Origin of the sequence: uncultured Nostoc sp. (assembly GCF_937863485.1) — a bacterium.
In the GTDB taxonomy this organism is placed as follows: domain Bacteria; phylum Cyanobacteriota; class Cyanobacteriia; order Cyanobacteriales; family Nostocaceae; genus Nostoc.
This window is the reverse complement of the sequence record NZ_CALMFY010000113.1, coordinates 107,673-134,107: the sequence shown is the minus strand read 5'-3', so window position 1 is coordinate 134,107 and position 26,435 is coordinate 107,673. Positions and strand designations below refer to the sequence as shown.

21 protein-coding genes are annotated in these 26,435 nt (G+C 42.7%); 10 read left to right on the top strand and 11 right to left on the bottom strand.

The features are described from left to right. Positions 1-28 precede the first annotated feature (28 nt). Positions 29-646, top strand: coding sequence for an after-VIT domain-containing protein (locus tag Q0541_RS34470; RefSeq protein WP_366941883.1), 618 nt, complete (start codon positions 29-31; stop codon positions 644-646). Positions 647-700: 54 nt separating this feature from the next. Here the strand turns inward: Q0541_RS34470 and Q0541_RS15210 are convergent, their stop codons facing one another. Beyond that, complete coding sequence (locus Q0541_RS15210; RefSeq protein ID WP_298911535.1) at positions 701-1,246, bottom strand: hypothetical protein; 546 nt, start codon at positions 1,244-1,246, stop codon at positions 701-703. 404 nt (positions 1,247-1,650) lie between these two features. Here Q0541_RS15210 and Q0541_RS15205 point away from each other — a divergent pair, with 404 nt between their 5' ends. Next, the gene (locus Q0541_RS15205) at positions 1,651-2,355 is read left to right on the top strand and encodes a triacylglycerol lipase (RefSeq protein ID WP_298911534.1); all 705 of its coding nucleotides are present in this window, start codon (positions 1,651-1,653) and stop codon (positions 2,353-2,355) included. A 124-nt stretch (positions 2,356-2,479) separates the two neighbouring features. On the opposite strand, the gene Q0541_RS15200 is transcribed toward Q0541_RS15205, so the two are convergent. Continuing rightward, positions 2,480-2,911: a VOC family protein gene (locus tag Q0541_RS15200; protein WP_298911533.1), complete on the bottom strand. Its 432-nt coding sequence runs from the start codon at positions 2,909-2,911 to the stop codon at positions 2,480-2,482. Positions 2,912-3,417: 506 nt separating this feature from the next. On the opposite strand from Q0541_RS15200, the gene Q0541_RS15195 reads away from it, so the two are divergent. The 4 genes from Q0541_RS15195 (at position 3,418) to Q0541_RS15180 (ending at position 10,802) form a co-directional block, all read left to right on the top strand. After that, positions 3,418-4,215 (top strand): TIGR00297 family protein, encoded by a 798-nt coding sequence (locus Q0541_RS15195; RefSeq protein WP_298911532.1) that lies wholly within the window; start codon positions 3,418-3,420, stop codon positions 4,213-4,215. Between the two features lie 440 nt (positions 4,216-4,655). Further along, positions 4,656-5,438 carry a peptidylprolyl isomerase gene (locus tag Q0541_RS15190; protein ID WP_298911531.1) on the top strand — a complete coding sequence of 261 codons (783 nt, stop codon included), beginning with the start codon at positions 4,656-4,658 and terminating at the stop codon, positions 5,436-5,438. Beyond that, positions 5,387-8,134, top strand: a complete 2,748-nt coding sequence (locus Q0541_RS15185) for a peptidase domain-containing ABC transporter (RefSeq protein ID WP_298911530.1) — start codon at positions 5,387-5,389, stop codon at positions 8,132-8,134. Before Q0541_RS15190 ends, Q0541_RS15185 begins: the two co-directional genes overlap by 52 nt. A gap of 961 nt (positions 8,135-9,095) precedes the next feature. Beyond that, positions 9,096-10,802, top strand: a complete 1,707-nt coding sequence (locus tag Q0541_RS15180) for a S8 family peptidase (protein WP_298911529.1) — start codon at positions 9,096-9,098, stop codon at positions 10,800-10,802. A gap of 345 nt (positions 10,803-11,147) precedes the next feature. Here the strand turns inward: Q0541_RS15180 and Q0541_RS15175 are convergent, their stop codons facing one another. The 3 genes from Q0541_RS15175 to Q0541_RS15165 all read right to left on the bottom strand — a co-directional run bounded on the left by Q0541_RS15175 (position 11,148) and on the right by Q0541_RS15165 (position 14,272). Then, positions 11,148-12,644: an HlyD family efflux transporter periplasmic adaptor subunit gene (locus Q0541_RS15175; protein ID WP_298911576.1), complete on the bottom strand. Its 1,497-nt coding sequence runs from the start codon at positions 12,642-12,644 to the stop codon at positions 11,148-11,150. A 140-nt stretch (positions 12,645-12,784) separates the two neighbouring features. Continuing rightward, on the bottom strand, positions 12,785-13,660 hold the full coding sequence (locus Q0541_RS15170; RefSeq protein ID WP_298911528.1) for an SDR family oxidoreductase: 876 nt from the start codon (positions 13,658-13,660) through the stop codon (positions 12,785-12,787). 234 nt (positions 13,661-13,894) lie between these two features. Next, positions 13,895-14,272 (bottom strand): hypothetical protein, encoded by a 378-nt coding sequence (locus Q0541_RS15165; RefSeq protein ID WP_292761512.1) that lies wholly within the window; start codon positions 14,270-14,272, stop codon positions 13,895-13,897. A gap of 128 nt (positions 14,273-14,400) precedes the next feature. Here Q0541_RS15165 and Q0541_RS15160 point away from each other — a divergent pair, with 128 nt between their 5' ends. Together Q0541_RS15160 and Q0541_RS15155 are read left to right on the top strand one after the other, a co-directional pair. Then, positions 14,401-14,589: a hypothetical protein gene (locus Q0541_RS15160; protein WP_298911527.1), complete on the top strand. Its 189-nt coding sequence runs from the start codon at positions 14,401-14,403 to the stop codon at positions 14,587-14,589. A 576-nt stretch (positions 14,590-15,165) separates the two neighbouring features. Beyond that, a complete protein-coding gene (locus tag Q0541_RS15155) occupies positions 15,166-16,101 on the top strand; it encodes a GUN4 domain-containing protein (protein WP_298911526.1) in 936 nt (311 codons plus the stop codon). Positions 16,102-16,628: 527 nt separating this feature from the next. On the opposite strand, the gene Q0541_RS15150 is transcribed toward Q0541_RS15155, so the two are convergent. Together Q0541_RS15150 and Q0541_RS15145 are read right to left on the bottom strand one after the other, a co-directional pair. Beyond that, complete coding sequence (locus Q0541_RS15150; protein ID WP_273767242.1) at positions 16,629-17,531, bottom strand: S1 RNA-binding domain-containing protein; 903 nt, start codon at positions 17,529-17,531, stop codon at positions 16,629-16,631. A gap of 192 nt (positions 17,532-17,723) precedes the next feature. After that, positions 17,724-18,464 carry a dienelactone hydrolase family protein gene (locus Q0541_RS15145; RefSeq protein WP_298911575.1) on the bottom strand — a complete coding sequence of 247 codons (741 nt, stop codon included), beginning with the start codon at positions 18,462-18,464 and terminating at the stop codon, positions 17,724-17,726. A gap of 297 nt (positions 18,465-18,761) precedes the next feature. On the opposite strand from Q0541_RS15145, the gene Q0541_RS15140 reads away from it, so the two are divergent. Both Q0541_RS15140 and Q0541_RS15135 read left to right on the top strand, forming a co-directional pair. Continuing rightward, on the top strand, positions 18,762-19,745 hold the full coding sequence (locus Q0541_RS15140; RefSeq protein WP_273767245.1) for a GntR family transcriptional regulator: 984 nt from the start codon (positions 18,762-18,764) through the stop codon (positions 19,743-19,745). 54 nt (positions 19,746-19,799) lie between these two features. After that, positions 19,800-20,999, top strand: coding sequence for an FAD-dependent monooxygenase (locus Q0541_RS15135; RefSeq protein WP_298911525.1), 1,200 nt, complete (start codon positions 19,800-19,802; stop codon positions 20,997-20,999). A gap of 14 nt (positions 21,000-21,013) precedes the next feature. Here the strand turns inward: Q0541_RS15135 and Q0541_RS15130 are convergent, their stop codons facing one another. From Q0541_RS15130 to tig, 4 genes are all read right to left on the bottom strand, one after another. Then, the gene (locus Q0541_RS15130; RefSeq protein ID WP_298911524.1) at positions 21,014-21,934 is read right to left on the bottom strand and encodes an alpha/beta hydrolase; all 921 of its coding nucleotides are present in this window, start codon (positions 21,932-21,934) and stop codon (positions 21,014-21,016) included. Between the two features lie 139 nt (positions 21,935-22,073). Beyond that, positions 22,074-23,414: an ATP-dependent protease ATP-binding subunit ClpX gene (gene clpX, locus Q0541_RS15125; RefSeq protein ID WP_298911523.1), complete on the bottom strand. Its 1,341-nt coding sequence runs from the start codon at positions 23,412-23,414 to the stop codon at positions 22,074-22,076. A gap of 9 nt (positions 23,415-23,423) precedes the next feature. After that, entirely contained in the window at positions 23,424-24,122 is a 699-nt protein-coding gene (gene clpP, locus Q0541_RS15120) for an ATP-dependent Clp endopeptidase proteolytic subunit ClpP (protein ID WP_298911522.1), read from the bottom strand. A gap of 337 nt (positions 24,123-24,459) precedes the next feature. After that, on the bottom strand, positions 24,460-25,896 hold the full coding sequence (tig, locus tag Q0541_RS15115; protein ID WP_298911521.1) for a trigger factor: 1,437 nt from the start codon (positions 25,894-25,896) through the stop codon (positions 24,460-24,462). Between the last annotated feature and the right edge of the window lie 539 nt (positions 25,897-26,435).

The window sequence follows — 26,435 nt, the reverse complement described above, 5'->3', positions numbered from 1 at the left end:
CGCTCGTATCAAAGATTTGATGAATCAAATGATGAGCTTTGAAACCAAAGCTGGTGTAGAAGCAGTTACACAAACAGCCTTAACTTATCAACTCCTTTCTCAATACACTGCTTTTGTGGCTGTCAGTGATGACGTGCGCGTTGAACCAGGAAGCGAATATGTGTCTATGCAAGTGCCAGTAGAAATGCCTGAAGCTGTTTATTACGAATACGAAAGAATGTCTAGCAGCGCTCCTGCTGGTGGTTTTGCTCGTAAAAGACGGCAAAGGCGATCACCAAAATCCCCAATACCGAAAGAAGTCGATATCTCTTTGAGCTTTGATTCCGAGAAGATGGAACAAGATGAAATATTAGACGCAGCCATCAACCATCAGTTAGAGGTCATCAGCGTCACTGGCTTGGATGAAATAGGAATTGCTAACCTAAGCCAACACCTTCAACAATTAAACTTGCCTTCCGGCTTCAGTGGTGAAATCGTCTTTGAGTTTACTGTGAACAAAGGTCGGGTAGGACGGGTAGTATTGGATGAAAAAGCCTCACCCCTAAAAAATGCAGTTGTAGTGGAGAAAATTAAGCGATCGCTCCTAGTTTGGATTCTCCCATCTACAACTGGTAAACTTATCTTAATCTTGCGTATTCACACTTAACTCATCAGTTATCTTGATACACGAAATATTCGCCAAATACCGCGTCTCTGTGACTTAACCAGGCTTTTTAACCTGACGTGCCATGTCTAAGTAAGCACTCATATTCGCTCCTGGACGCCGCCGCCCATTAGAGCTAGTAGCCGAAGGAGCGAGATATTTAGGCGCAAACGTTGTTTCTTTTGGCTCCTCTTTGAGTACTTTGGCTGCTGCTGCTTTTGCATTTTTGCCAGGTTCAACTTTAAGACCCTCAGCAGTCTGAACTAGCGTAACATCAGGTGGTTTGGCATTTTTTGCTGATTTTGCCTTACCCTTGGCTGCGGCAGTTTTTGTTCCGTTCAATGAATCTGGCTTGGATGGATCTGGTGCTTCTGATCCAATTGATGCCGTTACTTTTTTAGCATTCGCTCCAACTGTCTCTGCTACTTTCTTCACATTCGATGCTACATCTTTAGCAACATCTGTCACAGCATCTTTGGCTTCGTCCAATTCTAAGAAGTAGCCGTTGCTTTTCTTCTTTCCTGGTAACAATCCAGTAATGAAACCCAGAATACCGCTAAGAAAACCTTGAATACTCGAAATTGACTTTTTGATAAAACCCATTACAATTGCTCCTGCCTTTTACCTTTTATATTTGAAACTCAACCGTAATTGTTAAAAATTACGACAAAATGTTACATGTTATGCTTTGCGTCACCCCATTCTGGTGACAACCGTTATAGGTTTGTGCTTAATCAACATTGTAGTAAAACTAGAGGGCAAATGTTTTCTTGCAAGCACTTGCGACCTGTATCACCGAGAACTAATTATTAAATTTTACTGTAACTAAGAGCAAGATCCTGAAAGCAGGCTTCACAATAATTAACATTTCTTTGTTTGAAAATTACTGATTGGAGAAAAGCAAGCAGTTTACTTTCAACCAGTAGGAGGAGTGTCATAGTTTGTTGACAGATAGCAACGGTACTCAGTTACATTTTCTACAGACTTAATTCAGCCGGATTTGGTAGATGAACACTGAAAATCAGCAGCGCAATTCCGTGTTACTAGTACACGGAATTGACGACACAGAGGCAGTTTTTTATAAAATGAGGGCATACCTAATACAACGGGGTTGGTCTGTATATAGCTTGAATCTGGTTCCTAATAATGGTGATGTGGCTCTTGATGAATTGGCAAAGCAAGTAGCTGATTATGTCACGGCCAGCTTTGCGTCAGAACAACGCCTAGATTTAGTAGGCTTTAGCATGGGAGGAATTGTCAGCCGTTACTATGTCCAGCGATTGGGAGGAATTAACCGCGTACAGAGGTTTATCACCATCTCTTCGCCCCATCATGGAACTGTGGTTGCTTATGCTTCCCAACGTCCTGGTTGTATACAAATGCGCCCCAACAGCCTTTTTCTCAAGGATTTGAATTCTGATGCTGATATGTTAAGACAGCTAAACTTTACATCTATCTGGACACCTTATGATTTGATGATTGTCCCAGCGAATAGTTCACAAATGCCCGTAGGAGAAGAGGTAGTTGTGCCAGTTTCTTTCCACCCTTGGATGCTGACAGACTCCAAGAGTTTAGCAGTAGTCACAGCAGCTTTAGCAGAGCGGATTCAATCCGGTTCGCATAAGGCTCGATCCCCTCAACCCGTGTTAAAAAAGCTTGCTCAGAATGGCTCTATTTCCCCCTTTTTAAGGAGGATTAAGGGGGATGTTTAAAGATTGTGCAGCTTAACCCAAGCGGATTGAGAGCGGATTAAACTGCTCTTCCTTAAGAAAGCATCCAGTTAGTAGCCAGGATACTTGTTACACTTGCATTCTTTTATTTTTAATTTTGAATTACTTAAGTGCTATCGCCAATTTGTGTATGTTCGTAACTCCCAAAAATTGCTTCTGGGTGACGATAATATTTGAACTCCATTAGGTTATAAAAAGGATCTTCTAAAAAGAAAGTGCGATGCTCAAGAGGAGAACCAACAAAGCGGTTTTTGGTTGATTCGCGAAAAAGTAGCTGTTGCTGTTGTGCCCTTTCTAGTAAATCCTGCCAGTCACGTTCTTGAGTAAAAATTAGCCCAAAGTGTCTGGGATAGATAGTGCGTTGCGGTGCCAAGGGTTCTTTGGTGACGTGAGCCACTAGTTGATGACTGTAGAGATTGAGAATCAGGGCGTGCTGGTTTTCCCGACCAGGAATACAGCCCAAGCCATCCACGTAATATGCTTTTGTTTGGGCAACGTCAGTCACAGGGAAAGCAAGATGGAATAAAGTTTGGCTCATAGCTTGTGTGGAAAAAACTAGTAGTTGATGCTATCTACAATTTATGCTGTTAAGTCTTGATTGTGGTCAACTTGAACACAGTTTTAATTGACATTAACTTATATTCTTTATCGTGATGACTAAGATTGCGGACTGAATACCACTTCAGCCGCTGCACCATGCACCTATACTAATTTAGGTTTGCATGAGCACACACTTAGGAACGTAGATTTAATAACTTAAAACTTTCTTAGGATGTGTTAGGTGGGTTACGCACTCAAAGTGTCCACCTAACTAAACAGAAGTTTTGCATTTTGTTTAATCCAGGTTCTTTAGTCAATATTGCAGTGTATATCTAAGACATTGTTTGTAGTTTTACACTCAACGTTCAGAGGGATATCTACGCAATCTAGGTAACAATACAAACATATTACTTAAAATAGGGAGGTGTCAGAAATTAAGCAATAAGGGTGATAAATTCGTTATTCTGTTGATATTCAGACAAAATTACTCATGATTAATTGCTGATGTCATCCTTAATTGATTCTGTTAATCCCTGGTTGGTGGCGGTAGGATTAAACACAATTATATTGGGTTTAGCTTGGATTGCGCCGAAAAAGCTGCTTACTCCAGCAGGGTTATTCCACGCCTGGTTTCTGGCTATCTTAATTTGGGTAACTCTAGGCTGGCAAGGATACGCAGTAGTAATGTTCTATTTTCTGGTTGGTTCTGGGGTTACCCGCATTGGTATGGCGCAGAAGGAGGCAGAGGGAATTGCTGAAAAGCGTTCTGGGGCAAGAGGCCCAGAAAATGTTTGGGGTTCGGCTTTGACTGGGGCGCTGTGTGCTTTGGGAGTAGGGATAATAAATTCGGGATTTATTGTACCTAGTTCCCAATTTCTAGTCCCCAATTTCCAGTCCTTACTTTTGTTAGGCTATGTAGCGAGTTTCAGTACCAAGCTGGCTGACACCACTGCTAGCGAAGTCGGTAAAGCGTATGGTAAAAGCACCTTTCTAATTACCACACTCCAACCAGTACCTCGCGGTACTGAAGGGGCGGTAAGCTTGGAAGGAACTTTAGCTGGTATTGTGGCTTCTGTAGCGATCGCATTTGTTGGTTGGGGAGTTGGTTTAATTGATCTATTGGGAGTAGCTTGGTGTGTCCTGGCAGCATTTATTGCCACCAACTTAGAAAGTGTGATTGGGGCAACACTGCAATCTAAGTATACTTGGCTGACTAATGAAGTAGTTAATATTTTTAATACTTTAATTGGTGCGATCGCCGCAGTGCTACTTGCCTGGACATGGATAAGCATCATTAAGTAGCTCGGTGAGAATAAACAATTACTCGTTAATATCGGGTATAGTATGGGTTTTTTGCACCACTTGCGACAACTTTGGTCACCTGAGCAACGCAGTGGCTCGACTTTTAGCAACTAGGATAGAAAACTGGCAATAAACAATTCTTAATATGTTTTGCTTTATTTTCGCCTACCTACCTGAGCATTTATTTAAATCTATAAAGATTTGGTTACACAACTTGCTTTGCTTTACAACTGATATTTTCAATCCTGTTTTGTCCCCACTAGACCGTAAAAGTAATTATGGGAAATTATTTTATTTACTAGGTATATAATTTTTTGACCATTTAGATGTAATTAGTTCATGGAATATTTATCAGATTGATCCATCAATCACAAGATAATTTCTATATGATTTAATTTAAAAGTCCTATAAGTGTTTAACCATATTAACATAATTAATTCATGGAACCTTTATCATTTTTGACAATCAATGACCAAATAATTTCTCTTGAGGAAGCAATAAAGTACCTGCAAGCCTCTGGAAAATTGGGACACTTCATTGGGGATATTCTTCGCCAGTACGTAATTGAAGAAGAAATCCGAACCCGAGACGATGTTGAGATTGGTACAGCAATAACTGAACAGGCAATTATTGACTTTAGGCTGAAAAATGAACTGACTGACCCCGAAAGTTTTCAAGAATGGTTAAAGACCAATAACACAGATTACGCTACCTTTCACACATCGGTTGCTTTTGGTTACAAGTTAGAAAAGCTAAAAGCTGTAGTGACCCAACCAAAACTCCAAGAATATTTTATTGAACGCAAAATTTTTTTGGATCGGGTAGTACTTTCCCGGATCGTTGTTGATAATCAAGAACTGGCAGACGAACTACAAACCCAAATTGAAGAAGGAGGTAGCTTTGAGCAATTAGCTAAAGAGTATTCACTTTCAGATGACCGAATTGTGAACGGCATGATGGGAATAGTCAGCCGAGGAAGTATGCCGGATATATTACGGGCAGCTATTGATGTAGCGAGTCCTGGACAATTAGTAGGACCAATAGAAATCGTTGGCAAAGACTCTCCCCCAGGAGAAGGACCTTATGGTTTGTTTCGAGTAGAACAATTTCTGCCAGCGTCTTTAGAAGATACTCAACTAAAGCAAGCACTACAAAATGAGTTATTTGAGAAATGGCTAGCAGAGAAAATTCAAAAACTGACAGTCAAATTACAAGTGAGTTAAATATTCTGGATAATGAATCTTTACGATTAAAAGTGCTAGCTTCTTTGCCTTGGAATCAGCCACCGCTATGCTGGTTGACTCCCGAACAAAAATCCCGATTGGAAAATCAGTCCCAAACCCGTCAGTATCGTCTTGGAGAAAAAATCTGGTCAAACGATGTCGGCGGTTACCAATTCTTAATTGTGGCTGGAAAAGTTCGCTTGCGAGACGACAGTCGCGACAAGTCGGCAAAGCTGCCCAACGCGCTGTCTCAAGAGGGCGTTGGCAAACCAATAGCCGCCCTAGATGTAGGGGATTGGTTTGGTGACTTACAAAAGCTGTCTGGGGATTTTAAAGCTGTAGCTGCTAGTAAAGAAGTGGTAGTAGTGTATTGGGATACAGCGTTGTGGGCAGAATTTTCTAACCCACAAATTCAGGAGTTCTGGCAAGTATTACCAGTGGGCATGGAGAGAGAAAAGGAGACATTTTCCTTCTCTTCCACTCGTTCACTAGCGCCAGCCTCAGAGGGAACTTCCAGCCCCCACAGCCTCCAACCCCAAAGAGGACTCCCAGCCGCCAATCTAATCGTCTCAAGTTATCCGTTTGTTGCCAGCTGGAACACCGCTGCTGCTTGTTTAACAATGGTGGCGCAACAGTTAGAAAATTCTGTGCAGCTGGAATGGGTGCAGCGCCAACTCAGAGGACAACGCCCAAAACAGGTTGTAGAAGCAGCAGAAAAGTTAGGGTTAGTGGTGCGGCGGTTACAAGTGAATTGGGGTGAGTTGCGACAGCTGTCATTTCCAGCCTTACTGCTGTGGAATTCTGACTCACCCCAAAGTCCATCTTGGGTGGTAGCCTATGGAGTTAAGAACGATCGCCTAATTATCGCTAACCCTCTAAATCCCGATCGGATTTGCGAAAGCTTGCCGCAGTCGATAGTTGAGGCGTCTTGGGATCGACAATTGTGGCAAGTAGAACTAATATCTCAGCAAGAAAAATTTAACCTCAGTTGGTTCACCCCAGCAGTTTGGAAGTATAAGGGATTGCTAACAGAAGTGTTGTTAGCATCTTTTACCTTGCAGCTTTTAGGGTTAACAACACCACTAATTACGCAAGTTGTCATTGATAAAGTGATGGTGCAGGGGAGTTTGCCGACTCTCGATGTGATGGCGATCGCACTTTTGTTCGTAGCCATATTTGAGTCCATACTTGGTATTCTGCGCCTATTCATCTTTACTCATACAGCTCGTCGTCTGGATTTGAGTTTATCAGCACAGCTATTTCGCCACCTAATGCGTCTGCCTTTGGCTTATTTTGAATCGCGGCGCGTCGGAGACACAATAGCACGAGTCCAGGAACTCGAACAAATTCGTCAGTTTCTCACAGGTACAGCATTAACTGTGATTTTGGATAGCATCTTTGCTGTGGTGTACCTGGCATTGATGTTTTACTATAATATTCCACTCACCTTTGTCGCCTTAGCAGTACTGCCGCTATTTGCAACTTTGACGATAGTTGCAACACCAATTCTGCGTAACTGGCTCAACGAAACTTTTAACCGCAGTGCCGATAGTCAATCGTTTCTAGTAGAGACAATCACAGGAATTCACTCCGTTAAAGCTCATGCAGCAGAACCAGTAGCCCGCGATCGCTGGGAAGGCTTGTTTGCTCGCTTCATTCGCACAGGTTTCAAAGCTTCTACCACCTCCAATATCAGCAGCAATATCGGTGACTTTCTCACCAATTTTTCCACCATGCTGATTCTCTGGTTTGGAGCCAAGTTAGTCATCGAACAAAAGCTCACAATCGGACAGCTAGTTGCCTTTCAAATGCTGTCTGGCAGAGTCACAGGACCGCTTCTGCGCTTAGTACAGTTGTGGCAAAATCTCCAACAAGTGCTACTTTCTGTAGATCGCATTGGTGATATTCTTAACGTCTCTCCAGAAGCTGAACTAGGAACTGGCTTAGTTTTACCATCCCTGAAAGGTCAAGTCACCTTCGAGCAAGTATTTTTCCGCTACCGGCCAAACTTTGAAGCAATTCTGCGGGGAATATCTTTCAATGTCGAACCAGGGCAATTTGTTGGCATTGTCGGACGCAGCGGTTCTGGTAAAAGTACGGTGTCTAAGCTATTGCAACGCCTCTATCAAATTGAATCAGGACGCATCCTGATTGATGGTTTTGATATTAAAAGTGCCGATTTAGCTTCACTGCGGCAACAAGTTAGTGTAGTTCTCCAAGAAGACTTTTTATTCAACGGTTCCATTTTGGAAAATATCACTCTCGGTAGTCCTGACATTACCGCAGAGAAAGTAGTAGAGGCGGCAAGATTAGCAGTGGCCCACGACTTTATCAGTCAATTACCCTACGGTTACGAAACCAATGTTGGTGAACGCGGTACAGCTTTATCTGGTGGACAGAGACAACGTATTGCCCTAGCAAGGCTATTTCTTTCCCAAGCGCCGATTTTAGTTTTGGATGAAGCTACCAGCGCTTTGGATAGTGAAACTGAACAGCAGGTACTGCATAACCTACAAAAAATTTCCGCTAATCGTACCGTGTTCCTCATTGCTCACCGCTTTGCCCCCCTCAAACGTGCTGATTTGATTTTGGTATTGGAGCAAGGCGTGATTGCCGAACGTGGTACTCACTCCGAGTTGTTGCAACAAAAGGGTTTGTACTGGTCACTATATCAACGGCAGCAGGCAAATATCTAGTCAAGCAATTTTGAATTTTGGACTTCGGCTCCTTTCAGCTTACCTCGGTTTCGCCCAACTCTTCTCTACGAGAGGCTGCGCCCTAAGCGTAGCTATGCCGCAGGCTTTACGACGCCGCTCAAGCTAAACTCGGCACAAGTCGCTCAGTCGAACGATTTTAGATTTTAGATTGACCCCAGCAATCAAGTCACTTGAAAAGTCAATTAATGCAAGGATTTTGGATAATAGAATTATTCTCGCGTTCTAATTCGGGGGCAACTCTACCAGACGCGCAAGGGACAAACATGCATTAAATTTTGGATTTTGAATCTCCTCTACGAGAGGCTCCGCCAACAATTCTATTTTTCAAAATTTAAACATCGTAAATTCGGTGATCCCAAGTCTAAATTTAACACCACCTTTCCTATTTCGGCTTCTAAAACGACTGTTGGATAAGCAGCCAGCCCCTACTTACAGCTATTTTCAGGTAAATAGACCACGCGGTAGGGGCGCAAGGCCTTGCGCCCCTACGACAGATCAGGTGTGATCAGAATGGTGTGCTTTTAAATCAGGTATTTGTCGTCTTAGTCTTACATCACTGGAAAGAGAATTAGGAACAATTATTTTTAAGGTATAAAAATAGGTGCGTTAACGGAGTGTAACGCACCCTACTGGCATGACACAGTTAAGGTAGTGCATTAAAAATCTCTGCAAACTTTAATTTTAGAAATATAGTGCAATTTTTCTATGGTACTAATTTCGATTAGTTAACTATTAATAATTTAAAATTGACTTGATAAATTGATTATTCAGAAAAAGCACTATTTTTAGAACTTTTTTTGGTAGTAAATTTAGCAATTTTTTCTGAAATTCCATAGTAATTATTGACAATGGAGTTTATTCACACATTAAAACCTTTTGTCAAAGGTTTTAACGCTTCAAGCTGTCAAAAAAAGATTGCTATCTTTGAGAAAAAATACTTATGAACATTGATCATGTTAATAACAATGTGTTGTCAAATAAACGGCTCAATGTCACTTCAATCTCCTCATTAGATAGCTTTAATACGAAGGATGACTACAGCCTCAACTCAATCGGACGTAGTAGCTACAACTCAGCCGATGCTGATGTGCAGTTGCAAAATAGGGGTGACTCTAAAAATAGCAGTAACGCTACTGCTTTTAATACTGCGAATTATAACTCCACCAATGGCTATGGCTTGATTAATGCAGCAGCAGCAGTGGCTAAAGCTGCTGGTCAGAATACCTTTGCTGATGTTCCTGATCTTGGTGGCAATAATTGGGGAGCAGACTTGGTTAAAGCACCGGAAGTCTGGGCACATGGATACACAGGTAAAGGTGTTGTTGTCGCTGTTGTAGATACTGGGGTTGACTATAACCACGAGGATTTAAAAAATAATATCTGGACGAATACCAAGGAAATTGCAGGTAACGGTATAGATGATGATGGCAATGGTTATGTTGATGATAATTACGGCTGGAACTTCGCTGATCAAAACAACAACACCCTAGATAATAATGGTCATGGTACTCATGTTTCCGGCACGATCGCAGGAGAAAATAATAACTATGGTGTCACTGGTATTGCCTATGATGCCAAGATTATGCCCGTCAAAGTTTTGGATGAATCTGGCTCCGGTTCTTATAATGCCATATCTAAAGGTATTCGCTACGCCGTGGATAATGGAGCTAACGTGATTAACCTCAGTTTAGGAGGGCCATCTACCAATCAGACTTTAGAGTCAGCCATTGACTATGCCAGCAGCAAAGGAGTGATTGTCGTCATGGCAGCAGGTAATGATGGTGACTCATTACCAGACTATCCCGCTCGCCATGCATACAAGTCGGGAATTGCCGTTGGGGCAGTAGATAGAAATAATAATATGCCCGACTTCTCTAATCGCTCTGGAACGAATGAAATCGCTTACGTCACAGCCCCAGGAGTCAAGGTCTACTCATCAGTTCCGAATAATCAGTATGCCACTTATAGCGGCACGTCTATGGCTGCTCCCCACGTTGCTGGCGTAGTTGCTCTGATGCTTAGTGCTAACCACAACCTGACTGATGCCCAAGTCCGTCAGATTGTCACAGAAACGGCAGGAAATAGCACACAAACTACAAGCTCTAGTTTTAATCTTTCTAATGTCAGTTCTCTAGCAAATCAGGTGATTGCAAGCACAGCAATAAATAGTACACAAACTACAAGCTCTAGTTTTAATCTTTCCAATGTCAATTCTCTGCCAAGGCAGGCGATGTCTGACGACAACCTGCTACACATCAACGCACAAACAGCAAATTATCTGACATCACAGACAATTTCTAGTTTTAATAGTTCTCATGTCGGTTCTCTAACGGGTCAGGCAATTACAGAAACGGCAAAATATTTGACACCAGAGACAATTTCTAGTTTTAATAATTCTGATGTCAGTTCTCTAACAGGTCAGGCAATTACAGAGACGAGAAAATATCAGACACCAACCGAAGGTAATAACGGATTAGCCAATCCAGAATTATGGTCGCAATTCCAAAACTCTGAGAAGATTATGAGCAGCATCAATGTGGATAGCAATGATGATAATGATGATCAAGATAATCCTGATTTTGGCAAATTACTAGAGGGAATCCAAAAACAAATAGAGCAGTCTAAAAAATACTTGGGTATCGCTTGAAAATTATATAGCGATTTGCAGTTGAGTTTAATACTGCTCGCTTAAGAAAATCAACCAACTGAAAAAGTTTGTAGAGATGTGAAATTTCGCGTCTCTACATTTTTATAATTATTGCTAACAATCTTTACCCGATAAGTATACCAGGCGAAAAAAACATATATTTCAGATAGAATATATTTGGTAAAAAGCTATCACAGGATGAGAGAAAATAGGCGAGCGCTCTTTTTTACAGAAGTTAATTGGCAGCGATCGCCTTTCTATTGCTTGGAATAATAGAGTGCGATCGCTCTTTTGTAGGTTGTCTGAAATGAGAGGGAACATTTTGTTCAAACAGGAGATACAAACCTACCTAACAGAAAATGCCTCACTGAATCGTCGTGTCACAGGTTCAGTAATGAATGTCAAAATTGACTTTTTACGAGTAACAATTTCACCTGTAGCAGCCATTCCTGGTGTAAATTCTACTTCTTGACCCCGCACGTTCACTGAGTGTTTATTTACCTTAATTCTGGTGGGGAAAACTAACCCCAATTCTTTATCAACAATTGCATTCGGACTGACTTGTATGACTTCGCCATCTACAATGCCAAATTCCTGGAAGGGGAAAGTCGCCATTTTCACTTTTGCTTTCATTCCTTGACGAATAAACCCAATATCACGATTGAGAACTTTCACCTCTAGGAGCATTTCTTCCCCTTCCGGCAAAATTGACAGCAATTCTTCACCAGATTGCACTGGGCCCTTAGTGGCTTTAACTCTGTAAATCGTACCGGCAACGGGAGCCTCAATCGTTTCTAAAGCTTGCTGCTTCCTTGCCTGCTCTAATTGACCTTGAGCAGTTGTCAGTTCTTCTTTACGCTTATTGAACTGGGTCAAAATTTCACTTTGGCGTTCTGATGATACACGCTCGGTCTGACTGCGTGCAGCGTTGTAAGCTTGTTCTGCTTGTCGAATTTCTTGGACTTGGGCAGCAATATCTTTTTCTAATGATGTGACTTTATCTTGAGCCTCTGTGATTTTATTCTGGCTATTGGTAACATCATCTTGTGCTTTAGTGATTTCTGTTTTTGCCCGAGTTAATCTTTCTTGGGCATCCAAGTAATCGACACGAGGTACAGCACCAGGAGTAATTAAGGTGCGTAGGCTTTTTTCCCTTTGTTGAGCGAGCGTCAAATTACTTTCAATTTTAATTCTGATGCTATCTGCGTTCACAAGGTTGGTTTTGGCATTGCCAACGCTGCTTTTGGCATTAACTAAGTTGTCTTGCAATCTAGTCAAGCGGACTTTGGCTTGATTGATCAGTGCTATTTGGCGATTTGCTTCTGCTTCCGCCGCTGCTTGACGAGCTTGGAAATCTTGCAGGCGGGAATTTAAAAGTTCATCTTGCACTTTCGTCCCAGTAGTTTTGCCTCCGGTGCGTTCTGCATCCAAACGTTGCAAATCGTCTTGAATCAATCTAGTAGATTTGGCTAGGCGGGAAACATCGGTTATTTGCAAGTCTGGATCTTTTTGAATCAGAACTTCACCTTTGGTAACGTGATCGCCTTCTTGCACTTTGACGGCGACAATTGACCCCCCACCCAAGGATGTCACCGGTCTTACCTGTGTGGAAGCAATTAATTCCCCTTGTGCTGTTGCTACTTCATCTATTTGTGAGAAGTGCGCCCAGGCGATCGCCCCAAATACGATGACGCTCATCGTTCCCGCTAATAATCTAGTGTACAGGGGTGGCAATTCCTGTACCGCCTTCCCCAATTCATAGGTGAGTTGTTCCTCTGGTTGAGGGAATCGCTCTTTTGTCTTACGTGCTTGAGCAGCTTTTGCAGATAGGGAAGATTTCATAGAATTTTTGATTATTGGGCATTGGGCATTGGGCATTGGGCATTGGGCATCGGGCACTTGTACTGAGCGGCGTCGAAGTATTGGGCATTGGGTATTAGTTTTTCTGCTCATGCTCCATGCTCCATGCCCCATTACTTAATTCAAACAGCTAGATAGCGCCGCAAAAAGTTTTCTAATGTCTCCAACTGGAAGTTAAAAATCGCCTCTAAATTGGCAATTTCATCTTTTGTACAGAAAAATTCATTTGCTAGCAATGTGCGATAGGTTCCCAAAGCTTTCTGGATTTGGGGATTAAATAAACCCAATCCACCTTGTAACCCATCAATGAGAAATAGTGGTGAGTTAATTATTACTGGCTCTTTGGTGAAGATCCGACCAAAAATTCGGGGAATATCTTCTCGTAATAAAATCTCTGGCCCTCCCACTGGTAAAATCTGGTTGCGAGCACCTTCAACTGTCACAGAATCCACCACTATCCTTGCCAAATCATCGGTACTGACAATTGAGGTACGATTTTTGCGATCGCCAATCAGCAAATACAATCCCGTTTCCCGAAATCGTTCTACTAGTGGCAACAAGTTAGATGCTAATCCAGCTGGGCGTAAAATTGTGTAATTCAAGCCACTAGCTGCCAAATATCGCTCTACTGCTCGTTTGGCTTTGAACACAGGAGCGTCTTCATATCCGCGATCGGCTCCCAATACAGAAATGAAGACAAAATGCTCTACGCCATTGGCTTTTGCTTGGTCAATCAGTTCAATATTGGCGCGGTAATCTAAAGATAGGGCATCGCTATCAGAACCGTGGGCGCTGATAACATACTGGATATGCCGACTAGCTTTTTGGATATCTTTTTCCTCTAGTAAGTCACCGATGAAAATTTCTGCACCCCGGTGTTCTAACTCGCTGTAGCGTGAGTTAAGGCGGACAAATGCCCGCACAGACTGCTCTCGTTGCCGTAGGAGTCGCACAACTCTGCGACCAATTCCTCCCGTTGCTCCAGTTACTAGAAACATATAAATACCTAAATTGAATACTTTCAGCGTTTATAGTTCTTGAAATGCTCGATATATGCTCAAAACCCGTTGAGCAATACTTAAACAACATGAGCATATCTTTATACTTTGTTACTATGCTCAAGATATCCTCACGCCAACTAAGCCAATAGGTCACACCTTATTTATCTTAATACTCTACAAATGATCCCCCATATCTTTGTAGATGCAGGGGATAGGGTAATGGGATTAGTTTTACTGGCTCAACAAGTCAATAGCTTGTTCAAGCGACATCTTAGCCTTGTGCAAGTTCAGCAGGTTCTCCTGGTCGTAGCGGTCAGGATAGCTCATTTTCCTACCCTCTAAAGTTATCCGAATTAGTGCTGCTTGCTCATCTGTGGGTGAATTCATCTCTTCAATAGCAGAACTGATTATCTGGATAGCGTTAAAGTTAGGGAATTTTAACCCTTTACCTTGCTTCATTTGTTGCAGCGCTAAAAATGGAAATGCCATCAGAGTTACGATGTACGAGGTTTTGTATCCTGCATTCCCGGTTGGTTTGATGCCGTATCTACGACACAAGTCGCGTAATTCTTTAATAGTCTTGATTTCAAGTTCAGAACGCGTGAACATAAAATAGTAGTGTCCATTTTTGAAATTGGATATTGGTGGTTGTACTTCCGGCAAGTTGTAGCAACCACCAAAAAACAATCTATTGTTTTGGCACCAAGTAAATCAAGCCTTGTTTATATTTCTCAATAATGCCTAATCCTAAAGGGAACCCACAAAATTTACAACCAATTAAATCAAATAGAGAAGAATCATTAACAGAAAGGATTAACCTACGTATTACCAAGACTATGAAGGAAGAACTATCCAGCAAGGATGATCCTCCAGAATTTTGCCGTCGTGCGATCGAGGAAGCATTAGATAAAGATAAAGAGAAGTAATCTCAAAGGGATAGTTGTCACGAGTGTGTGAATTACTGGAATGAGTCAGCAATCAAGCATATTGAGATAGCACTATGCTTGATTGCTTGCGGAATACACCAAAATGAGAAAGCAAACTGGGGTTTGAGAAAGTAAAAGCTCATTTTGCTTGCGGAATATACCGAAATGAGAAAGCAAACTGGGGTTTGAGAAAGTAAACACAGCTTTTGCTTGCGGAAAACACCGAAATTAGAAAGCAAACACAGCTTTTGAGTAAGTCAAATGGTATTTTGAGTAAGTCAAATGCCATTTTGCTTATTAAATTCGACTTGATCCATTTTTTCGATGCATTAACTAGTAACTTAAGTAATTACGTTAAGAAGATTTGTAGGTTGGGTTGAACGGAGTGAAACCCAACAAAGCCGTGAAAATGTTGGGTTTCGTTCCTCAACCCAACCTACATTGGAGTTATTTTTTAGGCAAAACGTACGCAGTATTGGGTTGAGTTAGAATCGTTGAAGAAGGATTTAGAGCAGTAAGTATAATGCCTTGGCAAGTATTGCTGGTATAGAAAAGTGGATGTCAGGAGACTTATAGATGAGTGACGAAGATCAGTATGATGTCTTCCTTTGTCACAATAGCAAAGACAAGCCTGAAGTTATAGAAATTGCTCATGAATTAACAAGACAAGGAATTAAACCTTGGCTAGATAAGTGGGCACTTCGTCCTGGTTTAGCATGGCAGTCTTTACTAGAAGAACAAATAGAAAATATTAAATCAGCAGCAGTTTTTGTCGGTAGTAGTGGACTTGGCCCTTGGCAAAGTCAAGAGATGAGAGCTTTTTTAAACGAATTTGTAGAGAGAAACTGCCCCGTGATTCCCGTTTTGCTTGGAAATACACCACAGCAGCCTAAACTCTCAATTTTTCTTAGGGGTCATACGTGGGTTGACTTTCGGACAGATACTGAGGCTATGGAGAACTTAATTTGGGGTATTACTGGAAAACCGCCAGAGCGAAAACCAAAGCTACAGCCAGTAATTCAAGCCGACGACCTCAGTTCTGAGAAGGGAGTAAACTACACGCGATTGCGAGATTTACTAGCAGCAGGCAAGTGGAAAGAAGCGGATGAGGAAACTTTAGCTGTGATGCTCAAGGCATCTAGCAGGGAAGAGGAAGGCCAGTTTAATACTGAATCCATCAATAATTTTCCCTGTACTGACTTACGCACCATTAACCAACTCTGGGTAAAATACAGCAATGGGCGCTTTGGCTTTAGTATTCAGAAGAAAATTTATCTGAGCGTTGGTGAGAAGGCTGACGGTGAATATGGTGAATATGATGAAGAAGCCTGGGAAGAATTTGGTGATCGCGTAGGATGGAGAGTGAAAGGAAACTGGATTAAAGAAGAGAGTGAGGTAGCTTTTAACACTTCAGCACCAGAGGGACACATCCCGATTTTATTATACTCAGCTTTCTCAGTGGAGGGTAGTTTCTCTTTTGTCGGGCTGAAACTTGTGAAGTGTAACATATAAGCACTTCAGACTTTTATAAATACTTTGTAATAAGGTTGTTTTCTACGAGTTTATCAACATTTTAGAGATCCGATACCTGGCACTGGGGGCTGATAGCAATTAGTTTTTGATGTGATAGCAAAATCCAGGTTGAAAATTTCGGGGTGAGCGAGTCATGAAGTGAGATAAGTTCTTGTTTAGTCCTGTTGAGAGGACTTTGGCTATTAGCCGTAGGTTTCTAACCTATGGCGGGTGATGGGTTCAAATGTGAGATTGTGAACTCAGGGTATTTGCATCATTGTAGAATGTTGGCATTGCCCACACGTCCGCCTCAGAATAAATTCTGCGGCTCATAGCGAAAGTCATCTAAAGCTGACTGAAATTCTTGTTTTACCCGCATTTCCAGCCAGAGGCTAGAAAGAAGTCTGGGAAAAGTTTTCCCAATTTAAAATCCCCCCACATCTTTGTAGATGCAGGGGGAGTATTAACAATTCAAAATTGTTTCACATGGGGATTTAAACGCTTTGTGCAAGCAGCCCATTTCAAAACTATTCAGAAGCTTTGTTATTAGCCCTATTAGCACGCGCCTCAGCCGAAGCCATCACCTCATCCATATTCTCTAGCACTTCGCCAGGGAAGTTTTCTAAAACTCTGGTAGAAAGAGCAACCCGCCCTTTACCCTCATCCAAGTCAATAATTACAGCTTTAATTGGCTGCCCAACTTGAAATACCTTGTCTAGAGATTCGATGAATTTTTGGCTTACTTGCTTGATATGAAGCAAGGCACCCATACCGTTTAAATCGACAAATACACCAAAAGGTTTGATGCCAGTAACTTTACCTTCCACCAGTTGACCTAGTTCTAACAAGCTGAAATTGCTAGAACGAGTTGCTAATCGTTGGGAAAGGATAAGTTTGTTGGTGTTACGATTAATTTCCAAAAAACCCACAGTCAGATTTTGACCTTTGAGTGCTTCTAAATTATCACGCTCTGCCAGGTGCGATCGCGGAATAAATCCCCGCAAGGAGAGAATATCGACGGTGACACCACCTTTATTTACACCCATAACCCGTACTTGCACAGTCTGGGCATTTTCCTGCATTTCGGCCAGTCGTTCCCAGATGTGCTGAATTTCCAACTGCTTTCGAGAAAGGGTGACTTGACCTTCTGCATCCTGATCTCGGATAATCAAAAACTGCATTTCCTCTTGCAATGGCAGCACCTCCGATAAATCGGTCACTGCTCTCAAAGAAGCCTCATCGCGCGGCAGAAAAGCTGACGACTTGCCACCAATATCGACATAAGCTCCATCATGGTCAAGTTGGAACACTTTGCCATGTACAACCTGTCCTTTTTGAAACTGGTAGTCGTGTTTTTCTAGTGCTTTGGCAAAATCGTCCATCGTAAACGACGAATTGGCTGTTTGAGAAAGTTTCGATTCGGAATTCATGACTTTTGAAGATTAATTGTTATTTGAGATGGTTCCACTGGAGTTTAGATTGTCATTTGTCCTCAAAGTTCTGTTTGTCCTTAGCGTTGGCAAAGCCATCACCTTTATCCAGCGCTCAGACTTCTAGCGTGTCTTTGGTTCTTACTAATGACCAATGACAAATGACAAAAAACGAACTTGGCTGTATAGACTTCAGTTCAGTTGACTAAAGAGTTGTTTCACTTGCTCCCAAGCATCAGCAGCAGCTTTAGGATTATAACTGGCACGAAGGTCACAGAAAAATCCGTGATCAGCTCCATCGTAGCGAAACAGACGATGAGGAATTTTATATTTTTCTAACTCTGCTTCAATCTCATCTACTTGTTCGGGTGGGATGCTAGTATCTTCTGTGCCAAAGAAGGCATAGAGAGTACCTGGAATTTCTCTGGTGCGGGTAACAGTGGGAGCGCCACCCCCTGGTGTGCGGGTGGTAATTCCAGCACCGTAGAAGGAAGCTGTAGCTTTAATATCTAGTAAGGTGGCTGCAAGATATGCGACATGACCCCCAAAGCAGAAGCCAATACAGCCAAAGCCATCTTTTTTCACTTGGGGCAGGCTTTTGAGGTAGTCAATTGCTAGTTGAATATCGCTCAATAACTCTGATGCTTGAGTTTGCATGGCGTAGCCTCTGCCCGTTTCAATATCTTCGGGTGTGTATCCGATTTCCAAGCCAGGAGCAGTCCGTTGGAAAAGTGCAGGTGCGATCGCTACATACCCAAGTTTTGCAATCCGTTCTGTAACATCCCGAATGTGAACGTTGACACCAAAAATCTCCTGCAAGACCACAATTCCTGGGTAAAATCCAGATTCTTTTGGCTCTGCAAGATTTGCAGCCACTTGAATATTATCTTGCAAAAGATTAATCGTTGTGGTAATTATTGCTTGCTCTGTCATAATAATTTTTACCAGTGCTATGTGATTAGCCATGTGTTTATTTGATATAACTATGCCAGTATGACTAGGTTTTTTGTAATTAAATTATCAATTACTAATAAGGAGCGCATTAGAAATTTCTCCTAGAAAAACTTCATATGTAAATAAAATATTTGACATGTAGCAAATGCAGCTGGTCACTAAAGGAGTGCTGAGTTAAAAGGGCTGAGTCCTGAGTAGGAAAGCAACACTCAGCACTCAGCACGGGCTAAACGCCCCGCTATCGCTAACAGCACTTAGTATTCAGGAGGTTTGGTGATGATTCAATTCCGTATTCAGTCAGACAGCGAAATTCCCGCATCAACCCAGCTGTTTAATCAAATCCGGTTTGCGATCGCTTCTCGGCAATATCCACCTGCTTACAAATTGCCAAGTACACGGGCGCTGGCAATGCAAACTGGGTTACACCGTAACACTATCAGCAAAGTTTACCGTCAACTGGAGGAAGACGGATTTGTTGAAAGTATGGCTGGTTCGGGAATTTATGTTCGTGCCCAAGGTCATGAGGGCGGTAGCAGGCTGCAATCACCAATTCTTAAACAACATCCTGATGCATATCAAGTTGTCCAGCAAGCACTTGACGAGCTGCTCTCTCAAGGATGTTCACTCAATCAAGCTAGAGAGCTATTTTTAGCGGAAGTTGACTGGCGCTTGCGTTGTAGTGCGCGGGTACTGGTTGCCGTTCCATCTTATGACATGGGTGCTGGTGAGTTGATGGTGTATGAATTAGAGCGAGCTTTGAAAATACCAGTCCAGTTGGTAGCAATGGAAGAATTAACAGTTGCGTTAGATAAAACTACCTCTGCGACAGTAGTCACAAGTCGGTATTTTATCAGTAATGTGGAAGCGATCGCTGCTCCTAAAGCTGCACGGGTGATTCCTTTGGATATCTACGACTACACCAAAGAACTCAACTTATTGAAAACCCTGCCAAAACAAAACTGTGTAGGCATAGTTAGCCTCAGTTCCGGGATTGCACGAGCAGCAGAAGTCATCCTGCACGGTCTACGTGGGGATGAACTACTGGTGATGACTTCGCAACCAAAAGATGCCTATAAACTTCAGGCAATGGTTAAGCGGGCTGAGGTAATTATAAGTGATCAAGCCAGTTTTGCGGCAGTGCAAGCAGCCGTGCAAGCATTTGATGAAGATATTATTCGTCCACCGAAGCTGATTAAGGTTGAAAATTATATCGGGACAAACTCGATTAACTTGCTAAAACGAGAACTGGGTTTAGGTTAATCTCAAGATAATTCGACCAACATCTTTGAGAGCAACTAATACACGAGGGATGAGATGGTGCAGATTGTGATTGTGGGCGCAGGTCCAACAGGTGTAACACTTGCCCTGCTCCTTGTAAAACGTGGTATTGCTGTAACGTTAATTGAAGCAGCAAAAGACTTTCATCGTGTTTTTCGCGGCGAAGGATTAATGCCTAGTGGCTTAGATGCACTAGAGCAAATGGGTTTATCGGCGTTGTTGGAGCATATTCCCCATCGACAACTCGACGCATGGGAATTCATTCTGGGGGATAAGCAGTTGTTTCGAGTTGATGAACCAATGGGAGCAACCCGACCCTGTACACTGGTTTTACAACCACCGTTACTCAATGCACTGATTTCTGAAGCTCAAACCAATGATGGGTTTGAATTTATTCAGGGTATTCCAGTCAAAGATTTACGCTGGAGTAATCAACGTGTCGCAGGTGTAGTACTAAGCGATGGGAGAGAACTAACTACTGACTTAGTGATTGGGGCAGATGGTCGAAATTCTCTTGTGCGACAACGTATAGGATTGGAATTGGTACGCCAGCCCAAAAATATTGATATTCTCTGGTTTAAACTTGCTGCCAGTCCTGAGTTTGCAGCCGATAATGTATTTCGTACTATTGTAAATGGCGATCGCGTATTTACCATCTTTCACGGAGCAGAGTCAGGAAAACTGCATCTGGCTTGGGTAATGTCCGCAACCGAAAACACCGACTTCAAGCAAGCTAACTGGGCAGAGATTTTTGCCTCACTATCACCCTCATGGCTAGCAGAGCATTTCCGTAATCATGCAGAAACCATCGAATCCCCCATTCGGCTTTCTGTTGTGGTTGGTTATTGTCCACAATGGCACGCACCAGGGGTACTACTTCTAGGTGACGCTGCACACCCAATGTCTCCTGTCCGCGTTCAAGGAATTAATCTCGCATTGCGTGATGTGATTGTCACTGCTAATCATCTTGTGCCACTGTTGCACAAAAAAACTGGACACCAGGATATTGATATGGCACTATCGCACATCCAAGCAGAACGTGAGCCAGAAATTATCCGCGCCCAGCAACTCCAGTTAGAAGAAGCTAAACAAGGTGAACTATTGCGAAAAAATGCACTGCTGCGTTCGCTGTTGATTCAATTTACTCCCTTGCTCCGTAAAACAATTAAAAAGTCTTGGTTAAAGCGACAGTATAAAATGCGTCAACGTATCACACAAGTACACTTAACTGTTTAAAAAACCCCTATCATTTATCCCACTTCTGGTTTTGGGGTGTTAATTTGTAAAAACTCTTGTACTCGTTGCAAATAAGTTGGCGCATCTTCCAACATCGGGAAATGCGCTGTGTTAGGAATCATCACAAATTCCACTTTGTCACTCAATGCAGCTGCTTGACGCCCCATCTCAGCTGGAATAATCTTGTCATACTCCCCCGCGATCAGCAGAGTCGGCACTGTAAGCTTGGCAAACTCTTGCGGCATTACTTCAGATTGAGCCTTGCTAACTGAAGTAAAAATTGTCCCTAAAGCCGCATCGTAATCTGCTTCGAGAAAATCTTGCAAAAAAGCTTGACGCTCAGAATTTGGTATGGAAGTATGCAGAAATCTGGCCATAAACATCCGGTCAACAAATGGAATTTTGCTTAACCACTTGGGACGGAATTTAACTACATAGCCACCAAATTTATGAAAAGCACTAAAGGATTTTTCGTCGTACTCAAAAACGCCGCTACAGGTTAAAATTCCTCGTTCCACTCGTTGGGGGTAGCGGTTAAAAAATAAAGTAGCAACAGACGCGCCCATTGAGTGAGCATTAATATAAACACGCTGAAGATGCAACCCATCTAACAAAGCTGCCAAATCATCAGCGTATTCCTCTAATTCATAGGTTAACTCTCTGATTGCCTCTGATTCTTCCTGAGGGGACTCAGACTCAGCAACAGCTTCACTTGCTTCAGCTATGGTTGGCTTCCCACCAGAACGGCCAAATCCCCGCATATCGTAGAGTAAACAATCAAATTGCTCTGATAAAACATTGGCGGTATTTTGCCAATACCTAGCAGAACCAGCCCAACCGTGCATGAAAATCATCACTGGTTTTACCAAAGAACCAGATGGTTTTTTCAGCCATTCGTAGTAATGCTCAACGCCACGAATATTAATATAAGGCATTTTTGAGAGTTAGGAGTTAAGAGTTAGGAGTTAGAAGTTTTTAATTTTGAATTCGGAGTTTTGAGTTAATTACTCATTCTCCACTCTTAACTCCTAACTTTACGGGCTAAACCATAGCTTATCAGCTAACAGCATTGATTTACGCTGATTCTGGTTTCGGTAGTGAAGATGGATGTATTATGAGTTCGGCAGTTGATCGCTTCTCGACCATCTCCCGTGTGACTGTGCAGCGAGTTACATCCTTACGCGACGGTAATTCGTACATTACATCCAGCATCAATTCTTCGACAATGCCCCGCAGCGCTCTTGCACCAGTTTTACGGCGGTAGGCTTCTTGAGCGATCGCTCGCAAAGCATCTGGTTTAAAATCTAACTGGACATTATCCATCTTCAGCAGCTTTTGGTACTGCTTCACTAAGGCGCTGCGTGGTTGGGTGAGAATCGCCATTAGCGCTTCTTCATCTAGCGGATCTACTACTGCTACCATTGGCACGCGCCCAATAAATTCTGGAATCATGCCAAATTTTACTAAATCATCCGGTGCTAGATTGCGGAGAGTATCTGCTGCCCGTTTTTCCTTAGATTGGCCTTCTCCCGGTTGCACAAAGCCGATTGCTTTTTTGCCAACTCTTTGATCTACAACCTTTTCCAAACCTACGAAAGCACCACCACAGACGAACAAAATATTACTTGTATCAATCTGGATGCAGTCTTGATATGGATGCTTGCGCCCTCCTTGGGGTGGTACATTGGCGATCGTTCCCTCTAACATTTTCAGCAAGGCTTGCTGTACGCCTTCGCCAGAAACATCGCGGGTAATTGACGGGTTCTCGCTCTTGCGAGCGATTTTATCAATTTCATCAATGTAGATAATTCCCCGCTGCGCTTCTTCTATATCCAAATCTGCCACCTGCAAGAGTCGCAGCAAGATATTTTCCACATCTTCTCCCACATACCCCGCTTCCGTCAGCGTCGTAGCATCGGCGACGGCAAATGGTACATCCAGGATTTTCGCTAGGGTTTGCGCTAAGAGAGTTTTGCCGCAACCAGTCGGGCCGATTAACAAAATGTTGGACTTTTGCAGTTCTACAGCATCATCCGCCCCAGGTTTACCACTAGCTTTAGACTGAATAACCGCCAGTCGCTTGTAGTGATTGTAAACGGCTACTGACAGCACTTTCTTGGCTTCGTCTTGACCAATGACGTGTTCGTCTAGATACTTTTTAATCTCTCTTGGCTTGGGTATTTGATTAAACGAAATACTAGAAGATCGGGTACGCCGTTTTTGAGGTGGTTCTGCTCTTGGTGCTGGTTGTGCTGCCGCACCATTTGTATCTAGTAACTCTTCGTCTAGTATTTCATTACACAAGTCAACGCATTCATCGCAGATGTAGACTCCCGGCCCCGCGATTAATTTACGCACCTGCTCTTGAGACTTGCCACAAAATGAACACTTCAAATGGGAGTCGTACTTAGACATACCAGCCTCTTATTTCAGAATGGTGACGTTTTCCCCTGCTACGGGAAGATTTTGCCTGGAAATGACTTGATCAATCAAACCGTAGTTTTTCGCTTCTTCTGCCGACATAAAAAAGTCGCGCTCCGTATCTGCTTCAAGTCTTTCTAAGGGTTGACCAGTATGGTGAGCCATTAACTGATTCAACTTAGCCTTAACGTAAAGAATTTCTCTGGCTTGAATTTCAATGTCAATGGCTTGACCTTGAGCGCCACCAAGTGGTTGGTGAATCATAATCCGGGAGTCGGGCAGAGACATTCGCTTCCCAGCAGCTCCTGCTGTCAACAAAAACGCCCCCATGCTCGCGGCTAATCCAAAACAGATGGTAACAACATCAGGGCGAATTTGTTGTATTGTATCATAGATTGCCATCCCTGCGTAGACCGAGCCACCAGGAGAATTAACATACAGTTGGATATCCTTTTCTGAGTCTTCGGCGTCTAGGAATAATAACTGAGCCACAATTGAGTTGGCAACAGCATCGTCTATTGGCGTTCCCAAAAAGATAATCCGCTCTCGCAGCAGGCGGGAGTAGATGTCGAAAGCCCTTTCTCCCATTCCAGATTGTTCTACCACCATCGGCACGATGTTGCTAGGGCTGCTCAACTGGGAGTTAATCTTTATTCGACTTAAGTTGCTGATGGGGTAATTTCCCGATTGCGATCCAAGCATACAATCAAATTTGACGATAATTTAGGACAAATGTTTCCGCAGCATGTGCTGCCTTTTCGACGAATGAAATTTTTATTAGCTACGTGTTAACCATTATGCCTCATATAATTTCTTCTCGTGTAACACAGTATCAAGCTCAGGCGATAACAGGTGTCACTATTTGCCGAAAATTCATTAATTCTTTAATTATTCTGACTTGATCGCTGAGTTTTGAGGAGCCAAGAGTTAGGAGGCAGTGGTCCTTCTATCTCCTCCTGCTCCCTCATCTCCCTTACCTTACCCATTTCACCAGTACTTTAACTCAGAACTGGTGAACTCATGGCTGTGGAATTTTTTATTATCCTTCTGTGACTTCTGTGGAATCGCTGCTTTCTTCCTGTGTCTGAGGTGCATCAGCATCAGCATCTAATTCTGCGGCTTCCGTTTCCTCTGTGGGACTCAAGGAGCCTTCGGGTACAAGTTCAACTGAGGAGTGTTCTAAGAGCCAATCGATGATTTTTTCGGTTAATAGTTCGTTTTGCACGATTGAGCGCAGTTTATCTTCATCAACCTCTTGTTCCTCCGGGTACTGTTCCAAAAGTTCTGTGACTCTGGATGCAATTTCTTCTGGTGTTACCTCGATAGATTCGCGTTTACTGATTTCTCGCAAGGACAAGGAGCGTTTGATGCGTTCAATTGCCTCAGTGCGCGATCGCTCCCGCAACTGAACAATAATATCTTGAGTAAACAACTTCTTCACATCTAATCCCTGCTGAGACAGGCGGATTGCTGTTTGCGTTAGCATTGCATCCACTTCTTGCTCAATCAACGTTGCTGGTAAGTCAACTTCTACGTGCTTGAGCAGTTCCTTTAATAAGGCTTCCTGCTTATTTGTTTCTGTTTTCTCGTCCGCCTCTTTTTGATATTGCTCTACCAAGGAAGCACGTAACTCCTCTAAGGTTTCAAAATCACTGATTTCCTGGGCTAAGTCGTCATTTAATTCTGGTAGCTCTTTTTCCTTCAGTTCTTTGAGCGTTACTGTGAAAGTTGCCGCTTTTCCAGCTAAATCTTCATTAGCGTATGGATCTGGGAACTGCGCCGCAATTTCTTTGGTTTCTTCCGGATTCATCCCCACTATTCCAGAAATAAAACCTGGAATAAACTTATCTTCCTGCAATTCAACTTGAAAATCAGTTGCTTCGGCTCCGGGAATCACTTCTGGTTCGGCTGTTTCGTCTTCGCCCTCCGCTTTGGAGAATACACCTTTAAAATCGACTACGGCAATATCGCCGATTTGGGCTGCACGTCCTTCCACAGGAATCAATGTCGCCAATTCTTCACGTTCCTTGTCGAGGCTACTGTCCACTTGTTCTGGATCGTACTTGACTTCTTCAGCTTGGAAAAGCAAATCAGTGTACTGCACTAGATTCACTTCTGGTTCTACATCGACAGCAGCCGAAATCGTCAGGGGTTTTCCAGGTTCATAATTCTTAATCAAATCCTCAAAGGAGGAGCGCAATTGTGGCTGACCTATTGCCGGGATAGCTTCTTGTTTGACTGCTTGCTCAATGCCATCTTGAATTAGTTCTTCCAGCGCTGCTACCTTGATTCGAGTTGTACCCAACCGTTGTAGCAATATCGGTCGAGGCACTTTGCCTTTACGAAACCCAGGAATATTGGCAGTACTCGCTAAGTTTTTAATCACCTGTTCGTAAGTTTGCTTGGTAATTTCCGGCGTAATCTCTATTTCCAGACCAATTTGGCTGGCGGGGAGTCTTTCCTGGGTAACTTTCATGCTTCGTCTCTAGTTTGCTGATATTTTAAACTCGGAGTACACACAAGACGCAATAAAATAATTGTTTGCGTTTATGGCTTGATGTCTCTTAGGGGTAGTGGGATGTTGCCACAAGGCTTTATGACATCCAACGATGGATATTTGTCCTGGGGCAAATATCCAGTTTACTGCCAATGACCAAAGACTTGACATTTTACCTTCATAACAATTAGTTAATCAGGGCATTGGACATTGGAAAACTCTTCTCCAGTCCCCATTGCCCCTTATCCCCAGAGGGGGCCCCGAGTTCCCCAGTTTCCAGTCACTCTGAACTTAGGAATTAATTATTTAGCAGACTAATGCTGTGATATCCTGGTTCTGGGTGAGTGGTTAGTACTCCCAAGTTAAAGTTATAGTATTAAGTCTAGCTATTATTAAGTTGTAGTCCGAGAGTGTATCTATTACCTAGTTGCATAGCTCAGTTTTATGCTGTGCTGATTTTATGCACTTCAATCTTAATATATTCATCCTCTTGGTAAGCAACTTTGCAACCAAGAAAT

Bases quoted from the DNA above. Each gene is read 5' to 3' on its own strand.
- Q0541_RS34470 (WP_366941883.1), top strand. From the start codon at position 29: ATGATGAGCTTTGAAACCAAAGCTGGTGTAGAAGCAGTTACACAAACA.
- Q0541_RS15210 (WP_298911535.1), bottom strand. From the start codon at position 1,246: ATGGGTTTTATCAAAAAGTCAATTTCGAGTATTCAAGGTTTTCTTAGC.
- Q0541_RS15205 (WP_298911534.1), top strand. From the start codon at position 1,651: ATGAACACTGAAAATCAGCAGCGCAATTCCGTGTTACTAGTACACGGA.
- Q0541_RS15200 (WP_298911533.1), bottom strand. From the start codon at position 2,911: ATGAGCCAAACTTTATTCCATCTTGCTTTCCCTGTGACTGACGTTGCC.
- Q0541_RS15195 (WP_298911532.1), top strand. From the start codon at position 3,418: ATGTCATCCTTAATTGATTCTGTTAATCCCTGGTTGGTGGCGGTAGGA.
- Q0541_RS15190 (WP_298911531.1), top strand. From the start codon at position 4,656: ATGGAACCTTTATCATTTTTGACAATCAATGACCAAATAATTTCTCTT.
- Q0541_RS15185 (WP_298911530.1), top strand. From the start codon at position 5,387: ATGGCTAGCAGAGAAAATTCAAAAACTGACAGTCAAATTACAAGTGAG.
- Q0541_RS15180 (WP_298911529.1), top strand. From the start codon at position 9,096: ATGAACATTGATCATGTTAATAACAATGTGTTGTCAAATAAACGGCTC.
- Q0541_RS15175 (WP_298911576.1), bottom strand. From the start codon at position 12,644: ATGAAATCTTCCCTATCTGCAAAAGCTGCTCAAGCACGTAAGACAAAA.
- Q0541_RS15170 (WP_298911528.1), bottom strand. From the start codon at position 13,660: ATGTTTCTAGTAACTGGAGCAACGGGAGGAATTGGTCGCAGAGTTGTG.
- Q0541_RS15165 (WP_292761512.1), bottom strand. From the start codon at position 14,272: ATGTTCACGCGTTCTGAACTTGAAATCAAGACTATTAAAGAATTACGC.
- Q0541_RS15160 (WP_298911527.1), top strand. From the start codon at position 14,401: ATGCCTAATCCTAAAGGGAACCCACAAAATTTACAACCAATTAAATCA.
- Q0541_RS15155 (WP_298911526.1), top strand. From the start codon at position 15,166: ATGAGTGACGAAGATCAGTATGATGTCTTCCTTTGTCACAATAGCAAA.
- Q0541_RS15150 (WP_273767242.1), bottom strand. From the start codon at position 17,531: ATGAATTCCGAATCGAAACTTTCTCAAACAGCCAATTCGTCGTTTACG.
- Q0541_RS15145 (WP_298911575.1), bottom strand. From the start codon at position 18,464: ATGACAGAGCAAGCAATAATTACCACAACGATTAATCTTTTGCAAGAT.
- Q0541_RS15140 (WP_273767245.1), top strand. From the start codon at position 18,762: ATGATTCAATTCCGTATTCAGTCAGACAGCGAAATTCCCGCATCAACC.
- Q0541_RS15135 (WP_298911525.1), top strand. From the start codon at position 19,800: ATGGTGCAGATTGTGATTGTGGGCGCAGGTCCAACAGGTGTAACACTT.
- Q0541_RS15130 (WP_298911524.1), bottom strand. From the start codon at position 21,934: ATGCCTTATATTAATATTCGTGGCGTTGAGCATTACTACGAATGGCTG.
- clpX (WP_298911523.1), bottom strand. From the start codon at position 23,414: ATGTCTAAGTACGACTCCCATTTGAAGTGTTCATTTTGTGGCAAGTCT.
- clpP (WP_298911522.1), bottom strand. From the start codon at position 24,122: ATGCTTGGATCGCAATCGGGAAATTACCCCATCAGCAACTTAAGTCGA.
- tig (WP_298911521.1), bottom strand. From the start codon at position 25,896: ATGAAAGTTACCCAGGAAAGACTCCCCGCCAGCCAAATTGGTCTGGAA.